Source organism: Loktanella sp. DJP18, assembly GCF_049310965.1.
Lineage (GTDB): Bacteria > Pseudomonadota > Alphaproteobacteria > Rhodobacterales > Rhodobacteraceae > Loktanella.
The window spans coordinates 1-18,177 of the sequence record NZ_JBMERN010000075.1 but is presented as its reverse complement, the minus strand read 5'-3'; the positions used below and the strand labels follow the sequence as shown (position 1 = coordinate 18,177).

Below are 18,177 nucleotides of genomic sequence, written 5' to 3'. Positions count from 1 at the left end.
AGGCATTTACGCATAATGAAGATTATGTAATATGACACTTTCATCAGCCAGTTGCGGGTCGGAACTGACCTGCAGCACCTGTTCAGATGAAAAGCATTGCGGTGGAGGCCGATCCTCAGAACCCGTCGATCAGAATATCGAGAGCACGCTTCAGCGCGTCGCGATGGGCGATCAGGGATCCGATGCCGTTCCGTAGTTCCGTTCCTGGAACGGCGGCCAGCTCCTGAATGCGGACGATCCATGTCTGCCCCTCGACCTTGACCCTCGGGGTTAGGCCAGGAAAGGCGGTGTAGCGGCCCGTGTCTCGCAATGGTGCCACGATGCGGGAGGCATCAATCCCGATCAGGTCGGTTTGCAGGTCCACAACGAGTTGTCCGCCGGGCAGACGGTAAAGATCGAACTGTGCCATCAGCGCAATCGCTCAAAACGTTCGGAAGCGTGCAAGAGCCAGCCCTTCCTTGGTGACTTCGTCTGCATAGAGATCGATTGCGGCGCGGTTTTGCTCGCGCCAGATCCGATTGCGTTCGACCTTCGCCGCCTCACTGATCGCCGCCTCTGCAAGGCGCGACATGTTTAGCCCAAGCGCCCTTGCTGCTTTCGCAACATCGGAGTCCAGCGTCAGATTGACTTTGACACGTCCCATCGTTTTTTCCTGTATTAGGCGTATGATCAGAGAGTATGGATTGCACTAATTCCGAGAGCAAGGTGATTTTGCCTCTAAGGACGCGGCTCTCCTTGACCCGTCGCTGAACTACTGGGGCTCCAATTGGCCGATTATGCGGTGTCTGGCAGCACCTGCCCTGGTCACTCAGCAAGCACGATCGCTTTCCGTTTGTCCAAGCTGGTCCGGTACTGCGCGCAGCGGAGGATGACGCTGACAACAGGCTTCAGCGGGCCCGGGCCGCGGAACCGTCCGCGCGGCGCTGCTGGCACCGACGCGAACGTTCAGTGCGATGAAGCCCAGGGCGCGGTTGTAGGCGCTGTCGGCCTGCAGCATCCGAGCGCTGGCGATGGCCTGTTGGTGTAAGCTCGCCGCTATGTGGCAAAAGCGGACAATCGCCTGTTCAGATCATCGAAGTATGCGACCCAGTGTTTCACATCATTCTGTTCTAGCGCACGGCGCTGTGCCAAAGCCGCTTTTCGTGCTGCTAGGTCCTGCTGTGTCATCATAACCAACAATGCAGTTCGCAATTCTTCGGCATTGCCACTTTGAAACATGAATGAATCGTCATCATGAACGTAATCAGAGATGCCGTCCGAGCGTGAAACGGCGAGTGGCACGGCCATCAGCCTTGTACCTACAATCGTAACATGGCCATTGGGCGTTTTATCCGTTTGGAGCGGGACCACCATACCCTTGGACTTTTCTGCAATGGCCCAGACATGTGCTGATGGTATTTCAATCATCACGCGAACGTTCTCCGGCACGGTGATCCCCGCCAGTGAATGGTGGCGCGCAATAAGGACTAGATTGATATGAGGGAGGGTCTGCATGGCGGCCATCAGCGTTCCGTAATCCCGTGCCTCGCTACCAACTGCACATAGATAATCGCCATCAAAAGGTAGTTTTATGTTGGATCTAGTATTAGGCCTATCCATCGTCCACGGTAGAAACTTTAGGTTTTCTTTCGATATGCCGAAATACTCTTCATAAAGATCAACTTCATATTTTGAAAATACAACAAATTCCGTCATATTTTTGAACGTTTCTTTGTAGAGTGATTTTCGTTTGCCCTTTGGAAGGTCTGTAAAGTTAAATGAGAATCCAACGTGTGGCCCCGGCTTTCCGAGGTAATTTTGCGCTCTGGCAGTCACAAACGTCATATTTGGAAGGTGTGAAACGAGCGCGGAGCCCGGTTGCCTGGCGGCGGATCGTGCGGCGGTAAAGTCGGCGCGCATGCGGCCGAGGTGGGGGCGTTTCATCCACTTTTCGACCCCTGCACGCCGTGTGCCCAAATGGTACTCCCAAGTTATGTCGGGGTTATCGCTATAGCTTGCAATAAAATCCCAGCCCGGATCTGCAAGGTCAGAGGTGTTGATAAACTTCACGGCTTCTCCATCTGACATCAGTTGTGAATGAGCCAACAGACGATGCCTGCTGTTGGTATGGTTTAAAACGATCCAGGCTCTGGTGTTGGGGTAGCGCCCGTCACCGCGCGGCGCTGCCGGCACCGACGCGGACGTTCAGTGCGATGAAGCCCAGGGCACGGTTGTAGGCGCTGTCGGCCTGCAGAATCCGGGCGTTGGCGATGGCCTGTTCTGCGTCGATCAGATCGGTCAGCGTGGCGTCGCCGACCCCGAAGATCTCGCGCGTGAGGTCAGCGGCCTGCTGGTAGAGCGCGACGGCGCGTCCGGCCGAGACCACAGCTTCTGTGGCGGCGCGGTAGTCCAGCAGGGCATTTTCCACCTCGAGGATCGCGTCCAGCACGGTCGATTGCCAAAATGCATGCGCCTGCCGGACGGCGGACTGCCGTGCGGCGATGGCCGCCCCCGTGGTATTGCCGATCAGGTCGGGAAACCGCACCGTCGGCCCGAAGTAGTACGGTACCCCCCGGTTGCCGCCGCCTAGTGAGATGGCGCCGCCCAGCGACAGGCTGGGATAGCGGGCCGCCTCGGCGGCCTCCAGATCGGCCAGCGCGAGATAATAGCTGCGTTCGGCGCTGCGGATGTCGGGCCTGTTGCGCAGCAGGTCGGCGGGGATGCCGACATCGGGCGACAGCTGCGGCTGGGGGATCCGGCCGGGGGTGGCCTGCGGTAGGGTGAACTGGCCGGGGATCTGGCCAACCAGTACGGCGATCTGGTTGCGGCTGGCCTGCACCGCGCTGCGCACCTGCGGCAGCTGCGCCTCGATCTCGGCCACCCGCGCGCGCGACCGCGTCACCTCGAGCCGTATCGCGGCATCGGACGCGGCCAGGTCGCGCACCAGCGCCAGCGTGCGGCGGCGGCTCTGCAGTTCCTGTTCGCGCAGGTCTAGCAGCCGTTCGCGATAGCGCAGACCGGCATAGGCGTTGGCGGTGTTGAACAGCACCAGCAGGCGGGCGGCGTCGGCCTCGGCCTCGGCGATGTTCACCCGTTCGGCGGCGGCGGCGCGGGCGGCCTTGCGCGCGCCGAAGGGGTCCAGCATCCAGTCGAACCCGATCTGCGCCGTGCCGGTGGTGACTGCCTCGTTCTCCGTATCGCCTTCGACCCGGGCCGACAGCGATGGCGTGGCGTCGATGCCGTCCGGGACCGTGCCCGCCTCGGCGAGGGCCTGCCTCACCCGTTCGGTGGCGGCGGCCAGCGTCAGGTTCTGTGCCAGCGCCTGGGCGATCAGGCCGTCCAGCACCGGATCGTCCAGCCCGCGCCACCAGGCCGCGTTGTCCAGCAGCACCGGAGCGCCGTCGCGGGTGCCCTGGTAGCCGGGCAGGAACGGGAAATTCAGACCGCCGTTGCGGTCAGGTCGGGTGCAGCCCGACAGCATCGCGGCAACGCAGATGGCGCTCGCTGCGACCCGGAATCCGGTGCGTCCCGCTCTGGCTTCCGTCATGGAAGATCTGCCTCTTGTTCATCCCCGCCGTTGATCGGCGGTGGCCCCGGTGCCCGCCATGCGGGTCCGGTCTGTCGCAGTCAGGTTGGCGGATCGACCCACGTCGGGCAAGCGATCTGTGCTTGCCGTGTGGGGATCGCCGCGGCTTGTGGCGTTCAAGGCGCACCGCCGCGGCTCAGCTTTCGCGGAACGCCCGGCGTAGCTGGGTGGCGAAAGGCTGGACCAGATAGGCCAGCACCGATCGGTCACCGGTCTCCAGAAAGGCCTCGACCGGCATGCCGGGCACGATCTCGACCGCGCCCAGCCGGGCGATTTCGATTTCGGGCACTGACAGGTCAACCCGGTAGAACCGCTGCCCGGTCTGCGGATCGACCACAACGTTGGGTGATATACGCACCACCTCACCGATCAGCTTGGGCGTGTTGCTCGGATCGAAGGCCGCCATGACGACCTGCGCCGTCTGCCCGGGCCAGACCTGATCGACCGCGCGCGGATCGATCCGCATCTCGAACTCGCGCGCTGGGTCCTGCGGGATGATCTGCATCAGCACCTCGCCGGGGGCGACCACGCCGCCGACCGTGCTGACCGCCATCTCATGCACGATGCCCGCGACGGGCGCGCGCAGGTCGATCCGGTTCAGTTGCGCCTGGCGCGTGATGATCTCGAGCGTCAGTTCCTCGACCTGGGCGGTCGCCTCGCGCAGGTCGAGGACGACGGATTCCTTGAAACTGCGCTCGGCCTGCAGGGTCTGCAGCGTGCTCTCGGCACGGGCGTTGGTCAGCCGGGCGATGTCCGCCTCGATCCCCGCCAAGCGCCCGCGCATGTCGGCCTGCGCGCGTTGCAGATCGTTCAGGTCGCTCTGCCGGATCAGCGCGCGGTCGGCCAGCGTGCGCTTGTTGGCGATGTCGGTGTCCAGATAGCCCATCTGGTCGCGGATAGCACCCGCCTGCGCCTGCTGGCCGGTGATCTGCGCGTCGATCTGCAACAGCGTTTCGGTCAACTGGTCGCGGCCGCCCTGCTGGACCGCCCGGCGCGCCGCGAAGATCTGCCGCTGGCCGGCCTCGGCCTCGGCCATGTCGGGCAGGGCAAAGGGCAGCATGGGATAGCTGAACGCCAAGGTGTTGCGCCCCTGCTGCTCCGCGGTCAGCCGAGCGGCTAGCGTCAGCGCCTCGATCAGCCGCCGTTCGGCCATGTCGCGGTTCAGCTGCACGACGGTGGGGTCCAGCCGCAGCAGCACCTGCCCGGCCGTCACATGATCGCCGTTGCTCACGTCGATGGCGGCGATCATGCCGCCGTCCAGATGCTGCACCTGCTGTGGCTTGCCGTGCACGGTCACCTGGCCCTGCGCGATGACTGCGCCGCCGATCACCGTCGTGGCGGCCCACAGGCCGCAGACGCCTACAAGGGCTACAAGGCCTGACAGGCCGAGCCAGAGCGCGGGGCGCAGGCTGACACGCAGGTTGGTCGGGGGCGGTGCGGTCGGTGACAGCGTGGTCATGCCTGTTTCATCCTGTCCTGCTGTGCGGGTTCCCCACCCTTGGTCTGTTCCGGCGTTTCTGCCGGGGTCTGAGTCCGCTGGCGCTGGCGTTCCACGGCAAAAAGCTTCTTGAGGTTCGCGGTGCTGCTGCTGCCCGGCGGTACCGTGGCGGCTGCGGGCCGGGCCTGCGGCAGCGGTGCGGGCCAGGGTGCCGGCGACGCGGTCGCCTGTGCGGCGGGGGGCGGGTCCGGCACACGTGGGCGAACGGCCGCCGGTTGCTGCACTGCGTCCGCCGCGGCGGGCGCGGCGGGCGCATCCGGCACCGCCTGCAGGGCCGCCGCGCGCAGGGAGTTCAGAACCTCGCCCTTGTCGCCGCAATGCGCAACGGTACCGTCCTTGAGCACCATCAGCCTGTTCACCGCTGCGATGGCACTGGGCCGGTGCGCCATGACGACGACGGTGGTGCCCGCCTTGCGCAGCGCCAGGATTGCGGCGCAGAGCGCCTCGTCGCCATCGGCATCGAGGTTGGAATTGGGTTCGTCCAGCACCACCAGCACGGGATCGCCATAGACCGCGCGGGCCAGACCCAGCCGCTGGATCTGCCCGCCCGACAACGCCGTGTTGCCCGCGGCCCCGCCCAGCCGGGTGTCATAGCCCTTGTCCAGACGCAGGATCATCTCGTGCACGCCGGCCATCCGGGCCGCGGCGATGATCTTGGCCACTGTTGCCTCGGGGTCGAACCGGGCGATGTTCTCGCGCACCGTGCCGGGCAGCAGGTCGATCGTCTGCGGCATGTAGCCGATGTGGCGCCCCAGCGCGGTGTTGTCCCACTGGTCCAGCGTCGCGCCGTCCAGCCGCACTTCGCCACCGTCGGGCTGCCAGGCACCGACCAGCAGCCGAGCCAGTGTTGATTTCCCGCTGGCCGAATTGCCAATCACGCCCAGCCCGTCGCCAGGGGCCAGATCGAAGCCCACATGCGTAAGCAGCCGGGCGCGGTCGGGCCGATTCGGCCCCGGTGCCAGCTTGGTCAGGCCCCGGACCGCCAGGCGGCCCACCGGGCGTGGCAGGTCCATCCGGGTCTCGGTCGTCCGCTGCGCATCGAAATGGGCGCGCAGCCGGACATGGGCTGCGCGGGTGCCGGTGATCGCGCGCAACTGGCCGATCGCCTGGTCGACCGGTGCCAGCGCGCGGCCCGACAGGATCGACGAGGCGATGATCATGCCCGCCGATATTTCGCCGCGCAGCACCAGATAGGCACCCAGGGTCAGGATCGCCGACTGCAGCAGCAACCGGAACGCCTTGGAAAAGGCCGACAGCGTTTCGGCTGGGTCGCTGCTGCGCTGGCCCGCGGCCAGGGCGGCCTCGTGCATGTCCTGCCAGCGCGCGGTCAGGGTCCTGTCCATCCCCATGGCGATGGCGGCCTCGACCGCACGCTTGCCGCTGTCGGCGAAATCGCGCGCGGCGGCGTCCAGCGCCAGCGTCTGGTCCATGTGGCCGCGGCTGATGATGCGGTTCAGCACAGTCGCCCCCGCAACCACGGCCGACCCGGCCAGCGTGAGCAACCCCAGCCAGGGGTGGATCAGGAACAGCACGCCTAGAAACAGTGGCGTGAAGGGAATGTCGAACAGCCCCTGCATCCCGGGACCGCCCAGAAAGGCGCGCACCGTGTCCAGGTCGCGCATCGGCTGGGCGCTTGCACCGGCCGTGCCGCCGGCCTGCGCACCCGGAATGCCGGACCGCAGATACGCCTGACAGACATCGCCCGCCACCGCTCGGTCAAGCCCGACGGCAGCCCGCGCCAGCATCCGGGCTCGCAGAAAATCGTAGAACCCGAGAAAGGCATAGAGGATCACGACGATGATGAAGAGCCCGACCAGCGTCGGCACAGACCCGCTCGCCAGTACCCGGTCGTAGACCTGCAGCATGTAGATCGACCCGGTCAGCATCAGCACGTTGATTAGCGCACTGATCGCCGCGACGCTGATCAGCACCGGCCGCAGCCCGGCCCAGGCGGTGCGATAGGCGGCCCTGTCAGAGGATGTGCGCGCGGAAGGCTGGGACATGGGATCTCTGTTCAATCAGGCTGTGGACAGGTGGATTGTTTCCTTTAGATGAACGGACTCTGTGGCGCAATTACGGCAATTTTTCGCCCCGGCGGGACTTAGCCGAAGGCGATGACACCGCCGGCGACAACCAGTGTTCCGGCCAGCCACAGCCAGTCCCACCGGGTCTGCCGCACGCTCAGGATGGGTGTCGCCAGCCAGATGGTGTAGGGCACGCTGACCAGCGGATATAGCGCCACGGCCAGCAGCGCACCGGTCATTCCCGCATGGTCGTAGGCCAGCGGCAGGCTGATGCAGAGTGCCACTGCGCGCATCGCCCAGATGACCATGATGGCGCGGCTGTTGCCCCCGCTCATCAACAGACCGCCCAGCGTGTTGAACCGAAGCGCCAGAAAGCTGAGCGAGAGAATAGCAATATAGGTGCCGGCCGTATCGTAGGTCGCGGTGTAGAGCAGATCGATCAGGAGCCGCCCGCCCAAAAACAGGATGACGAAGGCCGCGGCGCAGACAAGATCGATCACCGTCTGGAATTTGCGGAACAGACGCGGCACCTCGTCCGGACGGGTGCGGATTATTTCGGTGATCGCGGGAAATCCGATCTGGTCGGACAGACGCGCAATCACCATGTTGCCTGCGCCGATCCAGACCTGCGCGATGGAGTAGAAGCCGAAGACCGTGGCATCCAGCAGGCCGCCCAGGATGAACCGGTCCGCGTTCGTCGCCACGAAGGTGAAGATGGCGGAGACCATCAGCCATTTGCCATAGCGCCATAGCCGCCCGGCGATCTCGGCGTCGCGCACGAATGCCATGCGCGGGCCCGGAAAAAAGAGATGTGTGCCGATCACTTGCACGACGGGTCCCACCAGCATGCCTGCCATCAGGGCCCAGACCGTGGGGCTGATGGTGGCGAAGGCGACCATCGCCATGATGACCAAGACCTGAGAGACAACTTCGAGAGTGGCCGTATAATGCATCCGCAGTTGCCGCTCCATTAGCTCACGCGTGGTTGATTCCGCGCCCTGCAACAGTGGGGCAAGAGCCGACAGGGCGATCAGGATCGGCAGACGCGGATCGGCATAGACGGTACCCGCCGCGGCCCAGGCCGGGGCCAGCCACCATAGCACCACTGCGGCGCACAGCGTTCCGGCGGCGATCAGGCCTCCACGCCCCAACTTGACCGTCCATGCGGCCCGCAGGAAGTGATCCTGATCACCGTCGGGTTCGCGCATGATGCTGCGATGGATGCCGATGTCCGTCAGCAGCGCAAAGCCCGTCAGCACCGTGCCGACCATCGCCATCAGGCCGAAGGCATCGGGCAGCAGCAGGCGCGTCATGATCAGGTTGCTGCCCAGACGCAGGGCATGGCTGATCAAGACCTGTCCCATGCTCCAGCTGCCGGCTTTCAGAAGACGGCCTGCGAAGGTGTCTCGCGCGGGCATGAAACGGGCGAAGGGCTGTTTCACTTGTATTCGATCAGGCCGCCAGTGCGGCCCTGCCATCTGCGCCAGTGGTAGGCAGCAACACCCTGCGCCTCGGCGAACTTGCCCACCGTCATAAGCATGGCCCGTTCCCAAGCCCCCTGGGTGCCTCCGTCCCGCAGTGCCAGACGCACGATTTGCGCCGGATAGATCATAAAACCCCACAGGACCCAAGGGCCGAACGGAATCGCCCCAAGCAGGAGCATGAGCGGTAGAAGCAGCCCCCAGACCAGCGCGCGCCGCCGGGCTGCGATGCCGTGCCGTTCGGCGTCGCGGCCATATATCGCCGCACCTTCTGCAGCGGCATGGCCACCGCGCCGCATGCGCTGCCAGAATTGGCCGAACCGCATCATGGCGGCGTCGTGGAGGGTCATTTCGGCGTCGATCCGCCAGATTTTCCACCCCGCTCGTCGCATGCGCAGACACATCTCGGGCTCTTCGCCCGCGATCAGGGTTGGATCGTAGCCCCCCACGGCCTCCAGCGCCGACCATCGCATCAAGGCGTCGCCGCCGCAGGACCGCGCTTCGCCTACGGGCGTGTTCCATTCCGCGTCGCACAGCCGGTTGTAGACCGAGGCCTCTGGATGCATCTCGCGCCGCCGCCCGCAGACCACGGCGACATCGGGATGTTCGGCCAGAAAGGCGTCTGCGGTGTCGATCCAGCCGGGGTCTAGGACGCAGTCACCATCCACAAACTGCACCAGATCCGGCGCTGTCCCATCACGCAGCGCCGCCAGCCCGGCATTACGCGCTCGTGCGGCGGTAAAGGGTTGTGCGGTATCCAACAGGACGACCTGTACGTGCATGTCTAGGGCCGCTATCACTGATCCGTCGGTGGAGCCGCTGTCGACGTAGATAATGCGCATGAAAGGGGCGTCGGACGCATTGAGGGAGTCGAGGCACTTCAAAAGGCGAACGCCCTCGTTGCGCCCAATGGTAATTACGCCGATACTTGTTTTATCTCCAAAGCCGATCACGATAGAGGCTTTGGTGGTTTGTGTCGCACCAGCAATTTACGCAAGATAGCGCTAGACAAATCCCGGTAAAAGAACAGCGGGACCTGTGGAATCCGTCGTCGCAACCGTGCTATTACATGATCGAGAGTGGCACCTATCAACCAAGTAAGCGCAACGCCCAATATATATTTTTTTCCACCAACCTTATCAAAATAGGAAGTCCAAGAATCATACCAGTAATTTGGTCTTCTGGAACGGGCCTTAAGAATGACTTCCATGCCTGTGGCAGCGCTTTGGACATGGATTACTTTGGCATTTGGCGCAAAATATGTCAGCCATCCCTTATTTGCGGCCCGGTGCATCAGTTCGACTTCTTCGAAATACAAGAAGAAATCTTCGTCAAAAAGTCTAACATCTTTTAAAGCGTCAAGCCGAATCATGAATGCCGCGCCCGACACCCAATCAACCCTACCTTCTTTCGTATCTCTCGGCATTGATACCAATTTATTACTGAACGGGCGACTGAGTGGTCCAAAATTCACGGCTTCTACAAATGTATTGAGAGCATTAGGGAACCGGAATGCACTGGTCGCGGTCGTGCCATCGTCATTCTGGATACCGGCTCCTACAAAGCCGACTTTTGGATGCTTTTCAAGAACTTGCATCAGCAGCGCGATAGCGTCGTTTTTAAGCCGTGCATCCGGATTGAGCAAAAAAGCAAAATCTGGCGGTATCGCACGTTCGCAGATTGCCCTGAGTACGACGTTGTTCCCACACCCGAAGCCACGATTAGCAGTTTGCGGATAGAGCATGACTTGGGGACCCCATCCCTGATCGGAGTGGGTCCGCGCGAGGGTCGCGGCGTCATCTCCGGGAGATGCGTTATCGACGACATGAACTTCGACTTGTGCATTTCCTCGGTAGTAGTGCAGGACACTTTCTACGGCAGCTGCGGTCAAGTCGGCAGTGCGATAGTTAACGATGATCACTGCAATCTGGGCTGGCCTGAAAGGATCTGACATCTTATATATGTTTTTGCTTTAAGGTGGATGTCCGACGCTTACGCGGTGGTATGCGGCAAGAATAGTGGTCTTTCAACATCATAACGGCGATACTATGACCATTGATTGTTCTGATCGAAGCTAGGCTCTCTTGTTGCCCAATCTGTTCGCATTTGTCGTGATTTACAGCTATCCGCTGGTCGTCCTTGCGCTATTTTTGCGGCTGGACCGGCCACGGGCGCTGATCTGGTCTATCATGCTCGGCTATCTGTTTCTTCCGGAAGGTACCGGGATCGACTTACCGTTGCTACCACCTCTGGACAAGACCCTGATCCCAAGCCTGTCGGCGGCCGTCATGTGCTGGCTGGTCCCGGAACACGGGCCTCTGCCCCGCCGAGCGGCGGCCGGGGCCCTAGGTAACCGCCGCAGCGTGTATGGTCGGTCCGCCGCAAGGTCGCTGCCCCAGCGCGGAGACAGGGTGGCGCTTGTCTGCATCGCCGTGCTGTTCGCCGCCCCGATCGCGACGGTTCTAACCAACCGCGATCCGGTCATCGCCGGTCCCCGCTATATCGGCGGGCTGGCCGTCTACGACATCTTTTCGCTGATGCTGAACACGGGCGTGATGCTGCTGCCGTTCCTACTGGCGCGCCGCCACCTGACGACGCCCGCCGCGCGGCTGGCACTGCTGCGCGCCTTCGTGGTGGCGGGGCTGGTCTATTCGGCTTTGATTTTGATCGAAGTCCGGCTCAGCCCGCAGCTGAACAAGTGGATCTACGGGTTCTATTCGCATTCCTTTGAACAGCATATCCGTGCAGGCGGGTTCCGGCCGATGATTTTCATCGAGCATGGTCTGCGGGTAGGTATCTTCATGGCGATGACGGTCCTGGCCGCCTTCACGCTATGCCAGGCCGCTCGGGCCGCGGATAGCACAACGCGGATCCGGTGGCGGTCCCCCGGCGCTCTGTGGCAACCGGGGAGCTATCTGCTGACGGCCTTCTGGCTGCTCTTCGCGCTGTTCATATCCAAGACGGTCGGTGCCTTGGCCATTACGTTGCTTCTGATCCCGATCCTGTTGTTCTGCAGTTCCCAGATACAGGCACTTCTGGTGGCTGGCATCGTCGGGATCGTGCTGCTGTATCCGACATTGCGTGCCGCCGACCTGGTGCCGGTCGAAGATGTCGTCGCCACGGCGCAATCCGTCAGTGCGGAACGCGCGGATTCTTTGCAGTACCGCCTCGACAACGAGAATATCCTGCTCGACCGCGCCGCTGCCAAGCCGATGTTCGGCTGGGGCAGCTGGGGCCGCAACCACGTCTTTGATCCTGAGAGCGGGCGCGATCTAAGCGTGACGGATGGCACTTGGGTGATCGCCTTCGGCAGCTCGGGCTGGGTTGGGTACCTGGCCCTCTTCGGTCTGCTGGTGCTGCCGGCATTGACCTTGTCTTGGCGTCGTGGATCGGACGGCATCGCAATCACGGGACTGACCCTGATGCTGACGGCGAACCTGATCGACCTGATCCCCAACTCTGGTCTGACGCCGCTGACGTGGATGCTGGGCGGAACCCTGCTGGCACGGAGCGCGGTCACCGGCGTGACGGCTTCCGATGCTGTCGTCAATGATGTCCGCCCGCTGCGGGTGGACCGCGGGCATGGGCCTGCAGTCGCGCGGCGCAGGTAGCGCTCTTGCATCTGTCTGGTGCCGATCATCGCCCGCGGCTCCAGGTGTTGTCCGCAGCCTTGGCCCTTACCGCACCCAGAACACCTGCGTAGACGCTGAAGCCCACTGGGTCGCGCGCCGCCAGACGCGCCAAGTCTGTGCGCGTCATCCCGGCCTTCCCCTCGTTCCGTATCAGCGCCGGATAGTTGCGGTGGATCTCACGCACGCCGGCATCCTGCCGGCGGCGGACCCTGACCAAGCCCGGCCAGCCTTCGATCATCGGCCAGTCGTAGGGGGCCTCGACCTCGATCCGTTCCGCACTGTCGAAGTGCAACCGCACGAAGGTATCGTCCGAAATGATGTCGGGAAAGGCACCCCAACGCCTGCGGCCTTCCGCATTGACGGTGAAAAGTCCCGCCCCCACGGCACCGGAACGCACAAAGGGCAATCGCTGCCAGAACCGCGCATACTGGCGGGTGATCCAGCTGCGCGCCGGGACCACGCGCAGCCGCCCAGTGGCATAGAGCGGGAGGTCCGGCGCGAGGGCGGCGCGCAATTGCCCGAACAGCGCTGGCGCACAGACGACATCAGCATCCAGATAAGCGCGCAGAGAACCCCTGACCGCCCCGTCACCGGCGTTGAGCGCGCCGACTTTTCCTGGATGCGCCCGTTGCAGGCAGCGCAGAGACCAGCCGCGCGCGGCGAAACCGGACACGTGACCGGCCACGATCTCTTCGGTGCGGTCGGTGCAGGCATTGGCCACGACGACAACATCCATCACGCCCGCGGCCGCGTCCTGCGCCAGCAAAGCGTCGAGACAGGCACCGATATAGCCTTCCTCGTTGTTTGCGGCGATGACGATGCCGAAGGGCTGGTCCGGAGAAGGTGCTGACACGGCGGAAGGGCCTTTGCGGGAGATGACAGGCCCTTTTGCTCTGGGCCATGCTACCGTTTCACCATATCGAGGCTTCGAAGGAAATGATGTCGTGATATTTGGGACCTGTGCGATGCGAAGCGAAGAATGATCGGATCCGAGAGCCATGTCAGCTGGGCCCCGCATCGGAACCCTGGCATGATCCACATCACCCATCCGACACGGGACGGTCTGCTGGCCGACATCGCTGCCCGGTTTGCCACGGGCGAAGGTTTCACGCTGGCGACACTGAACCTCGATCACATCGTCAAGCTGCGGCGCGATCCGGCATTTCTGGCGGCCTATCTGGTGCAAAGCCATGTCGTCGCCGACGGCAATCCCATCGTCTGGCTGTCGCGCCTAGCGGGGCGCGAGGTGGAATTGATCCCCGGATCGGAACTGATCGTGCCCTTGGCCGAGATGGCGGCGCATATGGGAGTGCCCGTCGCCTGCCTGGGCGCGACCCGCGAGACGCTGGACCAAGCCGTAGTCCGGCTGAAGGAGGCCTATCCGGGCCTGCGGATCGTCGCCCGGATCGCCCCGCCCTTCGGCCTCGACGTGACCGGGCCCGCTGGCGACGGGATGATCGCGCAGCTGCGCACCAGCGGGGCGCGGCTGTGTTTTCTGGCACTGGGGGCCCCCAAGCAGGAGATCCTGGCCGCCCGCGCGGCCGCCGCCCTGCCTGCCTGCGGGTTCGTGTCGATTGGTGCCGGCCTGGATTTCATCGCCGGCAGCCAGACCCGCGCGCCGCGCCTGGTTCGCCGCCTGGCGCTCGAATGGGCCTGGCGCATGGCCAGCAACCCCGGCCGCCTGACCCGGCGCTACGCCGCTTGCGCGGCGATCCTGCCAGGACTGGCTAGCACGGCGCGGCGGCAGCGCGGACTCTAGCCCGCGCGGCCATGGGTCAATTTACAGGCCTATCCTGCGCAGCTTGCCGGCAATCCTGCGGTAGATCATCGGCGGCACGATATCCTGTACGAAAGATTGCCGCGCCACGAGCCTGTCAGCCTTGTCCGTGGAACCCGGGCGGGGTTTGAACAGGGTCGTATGTGCCTTGCGGGACGCATCCCACGTCGCGGTATAGTAATAGAGCGCGATCGACAGCCGGTTTTCGCCCTCAGGGTGGTTCACGGTCTCCGGGTTTCCGTGAAAGGTGTCCGACCCCGTCGAAAAGCAGACCATGCGGTTGAAGGTCGGCACGAAGCTCGCCTCCTTCTTGGTCATTTCCTTGTTCCAGATTTCGAAGGATCCGCCCCATTCCGCTTTCCAGTCATGGTTGAGGTAGATCAGGACGTTGAGACGGCGTTCGACCTGCATCTGTTTGTGCAGGTTGAAGTCGGCATGGATGTCGAGATGGCCACCGTTGGCGACCTGATGGATGCCAGCTCCGATATAATAGGGGTCGGGAATCAGCCCAGTGACCCCCGTCATCTCCTCAAGAAACAGGATGAAGGGCCGAGCGTTCATGGCATGGAACAGATTGCGCGTGTAGTCCGGCAGGCGTTCGGGATTGTAGGATGTCTTCAGGCGCTCCTGGGCGCGGTCGAAAACACCTTCCGGTTCGGGAAGCGTACCGAGATCCTGCCGCACCTTCAGCAGGATGTCAGGATCGAAAAAGCCGTCGATGCAGATGTGATTGTAGGGTTCTGCGGCCTGATAAGCATTTGCGTAAGCCTTGCCGGCATCGCGAGCCTGTTGCGTCTCGACCGTCAGGCTCTGTATGTCGAGTGGATAGATAGGGGCGGACATGGGGTCTCCTTTGAAAACACAGGGCGGGGCAGGATCCCGCAGTCAAGTCGTTCTATCGCCTGCTATAGCCTGACTTGAAGTAGATGCAAAAATCCACAACGTCCGAAAGCGGGTGTAGACTGCCGTTTTCGTTCGCCGCGTGTCTGTGTCCCCCATCCGCAAGTCGGGGCCGGCAAGGTCACACGAGGCTGATGTTCATCCAAGACAAATCATCTACATCCAGCCCCAGCACCGTGATCCGATCGTCGCCGTTCGAGATCACGAGGTTGCCACCGGAGTTTGAGGCCGCGTCTAGCATACTCTGCCCGTCCGACAGGAAATCCTGCAGGTCTAGCGTATCGTTTGCGCGGAAATCGGTGATCCTGTCGTGCCCGCTGCCGTCGCCGAAGACGAACCGGTCACCACCCGCCCCGCCGGTCAGCAGATCGTCGCCGCGTCCACCCTTGAGGATGTCCTGACCGCTGTCGCCCTGCAGTACGTCGCGATCGTTGCCGCGTCCGCCCTTGAGGATGTCCTGACCGCTGCCGCCCTGCAGCGCGTCGCGCCCGTGGCCACCCAACAAGCGATCGTCGCCGTCTCCGCCCCTGAGGATGTCCCGTCCGCGGTTGCCCGACAGCAAATCGTCGCCGCGTCCACCCTTGAGGATGTCCTGACCGCTGTCGCCCTGCAGTACGTCGCGATCGTTGCCGCGTCCGCCCTTGAGGATGTCCTGACCGCTGCCGCCCTGCAGCGCGTCGCGCCCGTGACCACCCAACAAGCGATCGTCGCCGTCTCCGCCCCTGAGGATGTCCCGTCCGCGGTTGCCCGACAGCAAATCGTCGCCGATCCTGCCTGCCAGCGGATCGTTGCCGCGACCGCCCTTGATGGGTCGTGTCTTGACCTCGTCCTCGACCACAACAGGACCCGCCGGGATGTCGTCCGTCGCCATCGCCAGTTGCAGCGTGCCGTCGCCGTTGCGGGGCAGATCGGCAATCACCTGAATCTGATCATCGTCGAAAGAGATTTGTTCGACATTGGTCAGGAAATCGCTGCCTTCGGGCCCGATCAGCCGGTAGCCCTTGCCTTCGACGCGCAGGGTATAGTCTTGGGCATTGCCCGACAGGATGACCCGGTCGATCCCGTCCCCGCCATTGATCCCGTCGTTTCCACGCCCTGCCACGAACAAGTCGTCGCCGCCCGCGCCCAGCAGGTAATCCTCCTGCAAGGTGCCGATCATCAGATCGTCATCCTCGGTGCCGGTGGCGGTGATCCCCTGCTGGTACTGCTCGCCGCCCGTAGCATCCCACCAAGGTGTGCTGGTCGCGTTGAGCTCTTCGAGCGCGGTGGCGCGGGGATTGGTATCGTCGAGGCTATTGTAGAGGGACCAGGACCCCCATTTGCTGGGAGGCCCGACATCTCCGAACTGCATGAAGGGCCCGTCGCCGACCTCGGCCCAAGTGTCCCAGAGATCGCGGTGGAGCTGCGCCATTTCGTCGCTGCGGACGAAATCAATCATGAAATCCGTCAAGACTTGCAGATCGGCGTCGCTCAGGCCCTGAACGGCGAACGAATGGTGGACGTGCTGGCCACCCTCGTAAGCGACCAGTTTGAGTCCGTATTTATCGGCGACCGCAGCGTTGTCGGCGAGTTTTTGGGCAACAAAGGGAATAGACCATGGGTAATCTGGATCCATAAGTTTCTGACTCAGATATGCAGTTGCATCGACCGATGGGTCTTTGATTGCCTTTATCAAGTCATCCCGCAGGGGCTGGTCTGATACAGTGCCGCTGCCAAAGTAGGTCGTAGCCGCAAGCTCCTCGAACACACTGGCAGGGTCAACGTAGGTATCAGGTTCCTTTTCCTGCCAGACTACCGGGTTCAGAAGACGCTCCGCAATCCAGGGATTCCCCGTTTGTGTCGACAGGACATTGATCAACCGCGCGTCGGCCTGATCACCAAACACGTCCTCCCAGATCAGAGCGGTCTCTACGGCTTTCTTGGCGTGGTAATCGACATAGGCCTCGACACCCCATTCATCCTTTGACTGTTGAAGGACCCATTGTGCCTGCTGAAACGACCAGTTCCAGACCTCGTTGGAATACTCCACCTTGGCGTGCAATGCTGGATCCAGATTGTCACGGACGTATGTCGCGAAGTTCCGGATATATTCAGCGTCGGCGAGATGCGGCATGGTGAACCACGGGTCGACACCCAGTTCGTTGGCTAGATTCACCATGTCTTCGACCGAGGTACCAAGATCACTTTTGGGGCCATGGGCCGACGGCATTTCGTCCCAGGATATCACCGTGGAATTGTTCGTTTGCATCCAATCCATGAAGCGCAACTCGCGCGCGTCGTCGATGAGTGCCAGCCAATCTGGGTTGAAGGTCGCACCAGCCTCGTAAAGCGCCAGGTTCTTTTCGGCAACGATCGAGATGTCGCGGATATAGTCTCCGGTGCCTTCAGGATCCGTATCGTACAGATTCAGATAGAGGTTGTCGCCCGTGACGTTCTCGAAAACGATGCGTCCGGGCTCCGATGACAGAACTCTGGCATCACCTTCGATCTTGAGCGTTCCGCTACCTTCATACTCTAGAACATAGATACCTTTGTGCTCGTCGATCTGATCCAGCATGTCGGACCACTGCCAAATTGTTCCGACTTTCTGAAGCCCGTCAGGTATCTCCTTCACCCAGCCGTCCGCATCCAGGAAACCGCCCGCCCGCAGATCGGAGATTTCCATGCCACCCCATTTGTCAGGTTCGTGGCCGATCCAGGGCCGCATCATTTTCATGATATCCAGGTACTGCATGCCCGTCCCGTAGTCGTCCACTGCCGACAGCCCAAACGCCAGCGTCGGGTTATCCGACCCGTACGCCATTTCGGCTTGGGCTTTCTCGGTCTCGTAGGTCATGATGACGGTCCCTAGGATCAGGGCCGGAAGCGCGCGCCACAGCGATCGAACAGTGGTCGTGGCAGCGGATATCCGGCGGTACAAAATTCGATTCGTCATGGTGTGCCTTCCTCCAGTGTCATTTGCAGGGAACTATTATGGTTTTTTGGTGTGAAGGCCACCGAACTGGGCCGAAGGACGGGATGTCAGCGGACAGGCGCGCGCGGTGTCGGTCCGGATGCTGGAGACCGGTCGATCGAGCGTGGGGGGTATCAATCCGCCGACCGGCAACTTCAGATAAAATTTAGGATCACGCCATGCAGGTAGCCATATTGCGACCCCCGGCATGGCCGAAAATGTCAACGGCTATCAGACCGAAAAGATTGCCGCCGTCGCCCCCGGCTTGATCGTGATCCCGTGGCAGGCCAGCGCGTCCACGACTTTTTTGGGGGGGCTGTTGTGATGAAACGATGGCTGCATGGCGG

General features: G+C 62.6%; 14 protein-coding genes. 2 read left to right on the top strand and 12 right to left on the bottom strand.

Going from position 1 to position 18,177, the window contains the following annotated elements; all coding sequences use genetic code 11:
- Positions 1-115 precede the first annotated feature (115 nt).
- From ACOI1H_RS17475 to ACOI1H_RS17435, 9 genes are all read right to left on the bottom strand, one after another.
- Entirely contained in the window at positions 116-409 is a 294-nt protein-coding gene (locus ACOI1H_RS17475) for a CcdB family protein (protein WP_422439121.1), read from the bottom strand.
- Positions 410-421: 12 nt separating this feature from the next.
- Positions 422-643, bottom strand: a complete 222-nt coding sequence (locus ACOI1H_RS17470) for a type II toxin-antitoxin system CcdA family antitoxin (protein WP_422439120.1) — start codon at positions 641-643, stop codon at positions 422-424.
- 392 nt (positions 644-1,035) lie between these two features.
- Positions 1,036-2,049, bottom strand: coding sequence for a hypothetical protein (locus tag ACOI1H_RS17465; protein WP_422439119.1), 1,014 nt, complete (start codon positions 2,047-2,049; stop codon positions 1,036-1,038).
- Positions 2,050-2,149: 100 nt separating this feature from the next.
- Positions 2,150-3,526, bottom strand: a complete 1,377-nt coding sequence (locus ACOI1H_RS17460; RefSeq protein WP_422439118.1) for an efflux transporter outer membrane subunit — start codon at positions 3,524-3,526, stop codon at positions 2,150-2,152.
- A gap of 175 nt (positions 3,527-3,701) precedes the next feature.
- On the bottom strand, positions 3,702-5,024 hold the full coding sequence (locus tag ACOI1H_RS17455; protein ID WP_422439117.1) for an HlyD family type I secretion periplasmic adaptor subunit: 1,323 nt from the start codon (positions 5,022-5,024) through the stop codon (positions 3,702-3,704).
- Positions 5,021-7,066, bottom strand: a complete 2,046-nt coding sequence (locus tag ACOI1H_RS17450) for a type I secretion system permease/ATPase (RefSeq protein ID WP_422439116.1) — start codon at positions 7,064-7,066, stop codon at positions 5,021-5,023. The genes ACOI1H_RS17455 and ACOI1H_RS17450 overlap by 4 nt, the downstream gene beginning before the upstream one ends.
- Positions 7,067-7,164: 98 nt before the next feature.
- On the bottom strand, positions 7,165-8,529 hold the full coding sequence (locus ACOI1H_RS17445; protein WP_422439115.1) for an oligosaccharide flippase family protein: 1,365 nt from the start codon (positions 8,527-8,529) through the stop codon (positions 7,165-7,167).
- Positions 8,526-9,521 (bottom strand): glycosyltransferase, encoded by a 996-nt coding sequence (locus ACOI1H_RS17440; protein ID WP_422439114.1) that lies wholly within the window; start codon positions 9,519-9,521, stop codon positions 8,526-8,528. The genes ACOI1H_RS17445 and ACOI1H_RS17440 overlap by 4 nt, the downstream gene beginning before the upstream one ends.
- Positions 9,518-10,522 (bottom strand): glycosyltransferase family 2 protein, encoded by a 1,005-nt coding sequence (locus ACOI1H_RS17435; RefSeq protein ID WP_422439113.1) that lies wholly within the window; start codon positions 10,520-10,522, stop codon positions 9,518-9,520. The genes ACOI1H_RS17440 and ACOI1H_RS17435 overlap by 4 nt, the downstream gene beginning before the upstream one ends.
- A gap of 133 nt (positions 10,523-10,655) precedes the next feature.
- Between ACOI1H_RS17435 and ACOI1H_RS17430 the strand changes: the two genes are divergently transcribed.
- Positions 10,656-12,179 (top strand): hypothetical protein, encoded by a 1,524-nt coding sequence (locus tag ACOI1H_RS17430; RefSeq protein ID WP_422439112.1) that lies wholly within the window; start codon positions 10,656-10,658, stop codon positions 12,177-12,179.
- Between the two features lie 25 nt (positions 12,180-12,204).
- On the opposite strand, the gene ACOI1H_RS17425 is transcribed toward ACOI1H_RS17430, so the two are convergent.
- Positions 12,205-13,053, bottom strand: a complete 849-nt coding sequence (locus ACOI1H_RS17425; RefSeq protein WP_422439111.1) for a glycosyltransferase — start codon at positions 13,051-13,053, stop codon at positions 12,205-12,207.
- Between the two features lie 177 nt (positions 13,054-13,230).
- Here ACOI1H_RS17425 and ACOI1H_RS17420 point away from each other — a divergent pair, with 177 nt between their 5' ends.
- Complete coding sequence (locus tag ACOI1H_RS17420; protein WP_422439110.1) at positions 13,231-13,959, top strand: WecB/TagA/CpsF family glycosyltransferase; 729 nt, start codon at positions 13,231-13,233, stop codon at positions 13,957-13,959.
- A 21-nt stretch (positions 13,960-13,980) separates the two neighbouring features.
- Here ACOI1H_RS17420 and ACOI1H_RS17415 read toward each other — a convergent pair whose 3' ends face one another.
- Both ACOI1H_RS17415 and ACOI1H_RS17410 read right to left on the bottom strand, forming a co-directional pair.
- The gene (locus tag ACOI1H_RS17415; RefSeq protein WP_422439109.1) at positions 13,981-14,820 is read right to left on the bottom strand and encodes a 2OG-Fe(II) oxygenase; all 840 of its coding nucleotides are present in this window, start codon (positions 14,818-14,820) and stop codon (positions 13,981-13,983) included.
- Between the two features lie 178 nt (positions 14,821-14,998).
- Positions 14,999-17,713, bottom strand: a complete 2,715-nt coding sequence (locus tag ACOI1H_RS17410) for a calcium-binding protein (RefSeq protein ID WP_422439108.1) — start codon at positions 17,711-17,713, stop codon at positions 14,999-15,001.
- Positions 17,714-18,177 lie beyond the last annotated feature (464 nt).

What these genes read in the sequence shown, in the direction of transcription:
- ACOI1H_RS17420 (WP_422439110.1), top strand. Translation starts at nt 13,231, where the DNA reads ATGATCCACATCACCCATCCGACACGGGACGGTCTGCTGGCCGACATC.
- ACOI1H_RS17470 (WP_422439120.1), bottom strand. Translation starts at nt 643, where the DNA reads ATGGGACGTGTCAAAGTCAATCTGACGCTGGACTCCGATGTTGCGAAA.
- ACOI1H_RS17410 (WP_422439108.1), bottom strand. Translation starts at nt 17,713, where the DNA reads ATGACCTACGAGACCGAGAAAGCCCAAGCCGAAATGGCGTACGGGTCG.
- ACOI1H_RS17455 (WP_422439117.1), bottom strand. Translation starts at nt 5,024, where the DNA reads ATGACCACGCTGTCACCGACCGCACCGCCCCCGACCAACCTGCGTGTC.
- ACOI1H_RS17450 (WP_422439116.1), bottom strand. Translation starts at nt 7,066, where the DNA reads ATGTCCCAGCCTTCCGCGCGCACATCCTCTGACAGGGCCGCCTATCGC.
- ACOI1H_RS17460 (WP_422439118.1), bottom strand. Translation starts at nt 3,526, where the DNA reads ATGACGGAAGCCAGAGCGGGACGCACCGGATTCCGGGTCGCAGCGAGC.
- ACOI1H_RS17415 (WP_422439109.1), bottom strand. Translation starts at nt 14,820, where the DNA reads ATGTCCGCCCCTATCTATCCACTCGACATACAGAGCCTGACGGTCGAG.
- ACOI1H_RS17435 (WP_422439113.1), bottom strand. Translation starts at nt 10,522, where the DNA reads ATGTCAGATCCTTTCAGGCCAGCCCAGATTGCAGTGATCATCGTTAAC.
- ACOI1H_RS17475 (WP_422439121.1), bottom strand. Translation starts at nt 409, where the DNA reads ATGGCACAGTTCGATCTTTACCGTCTGCCCGGCGGACAACTCGTTGTG.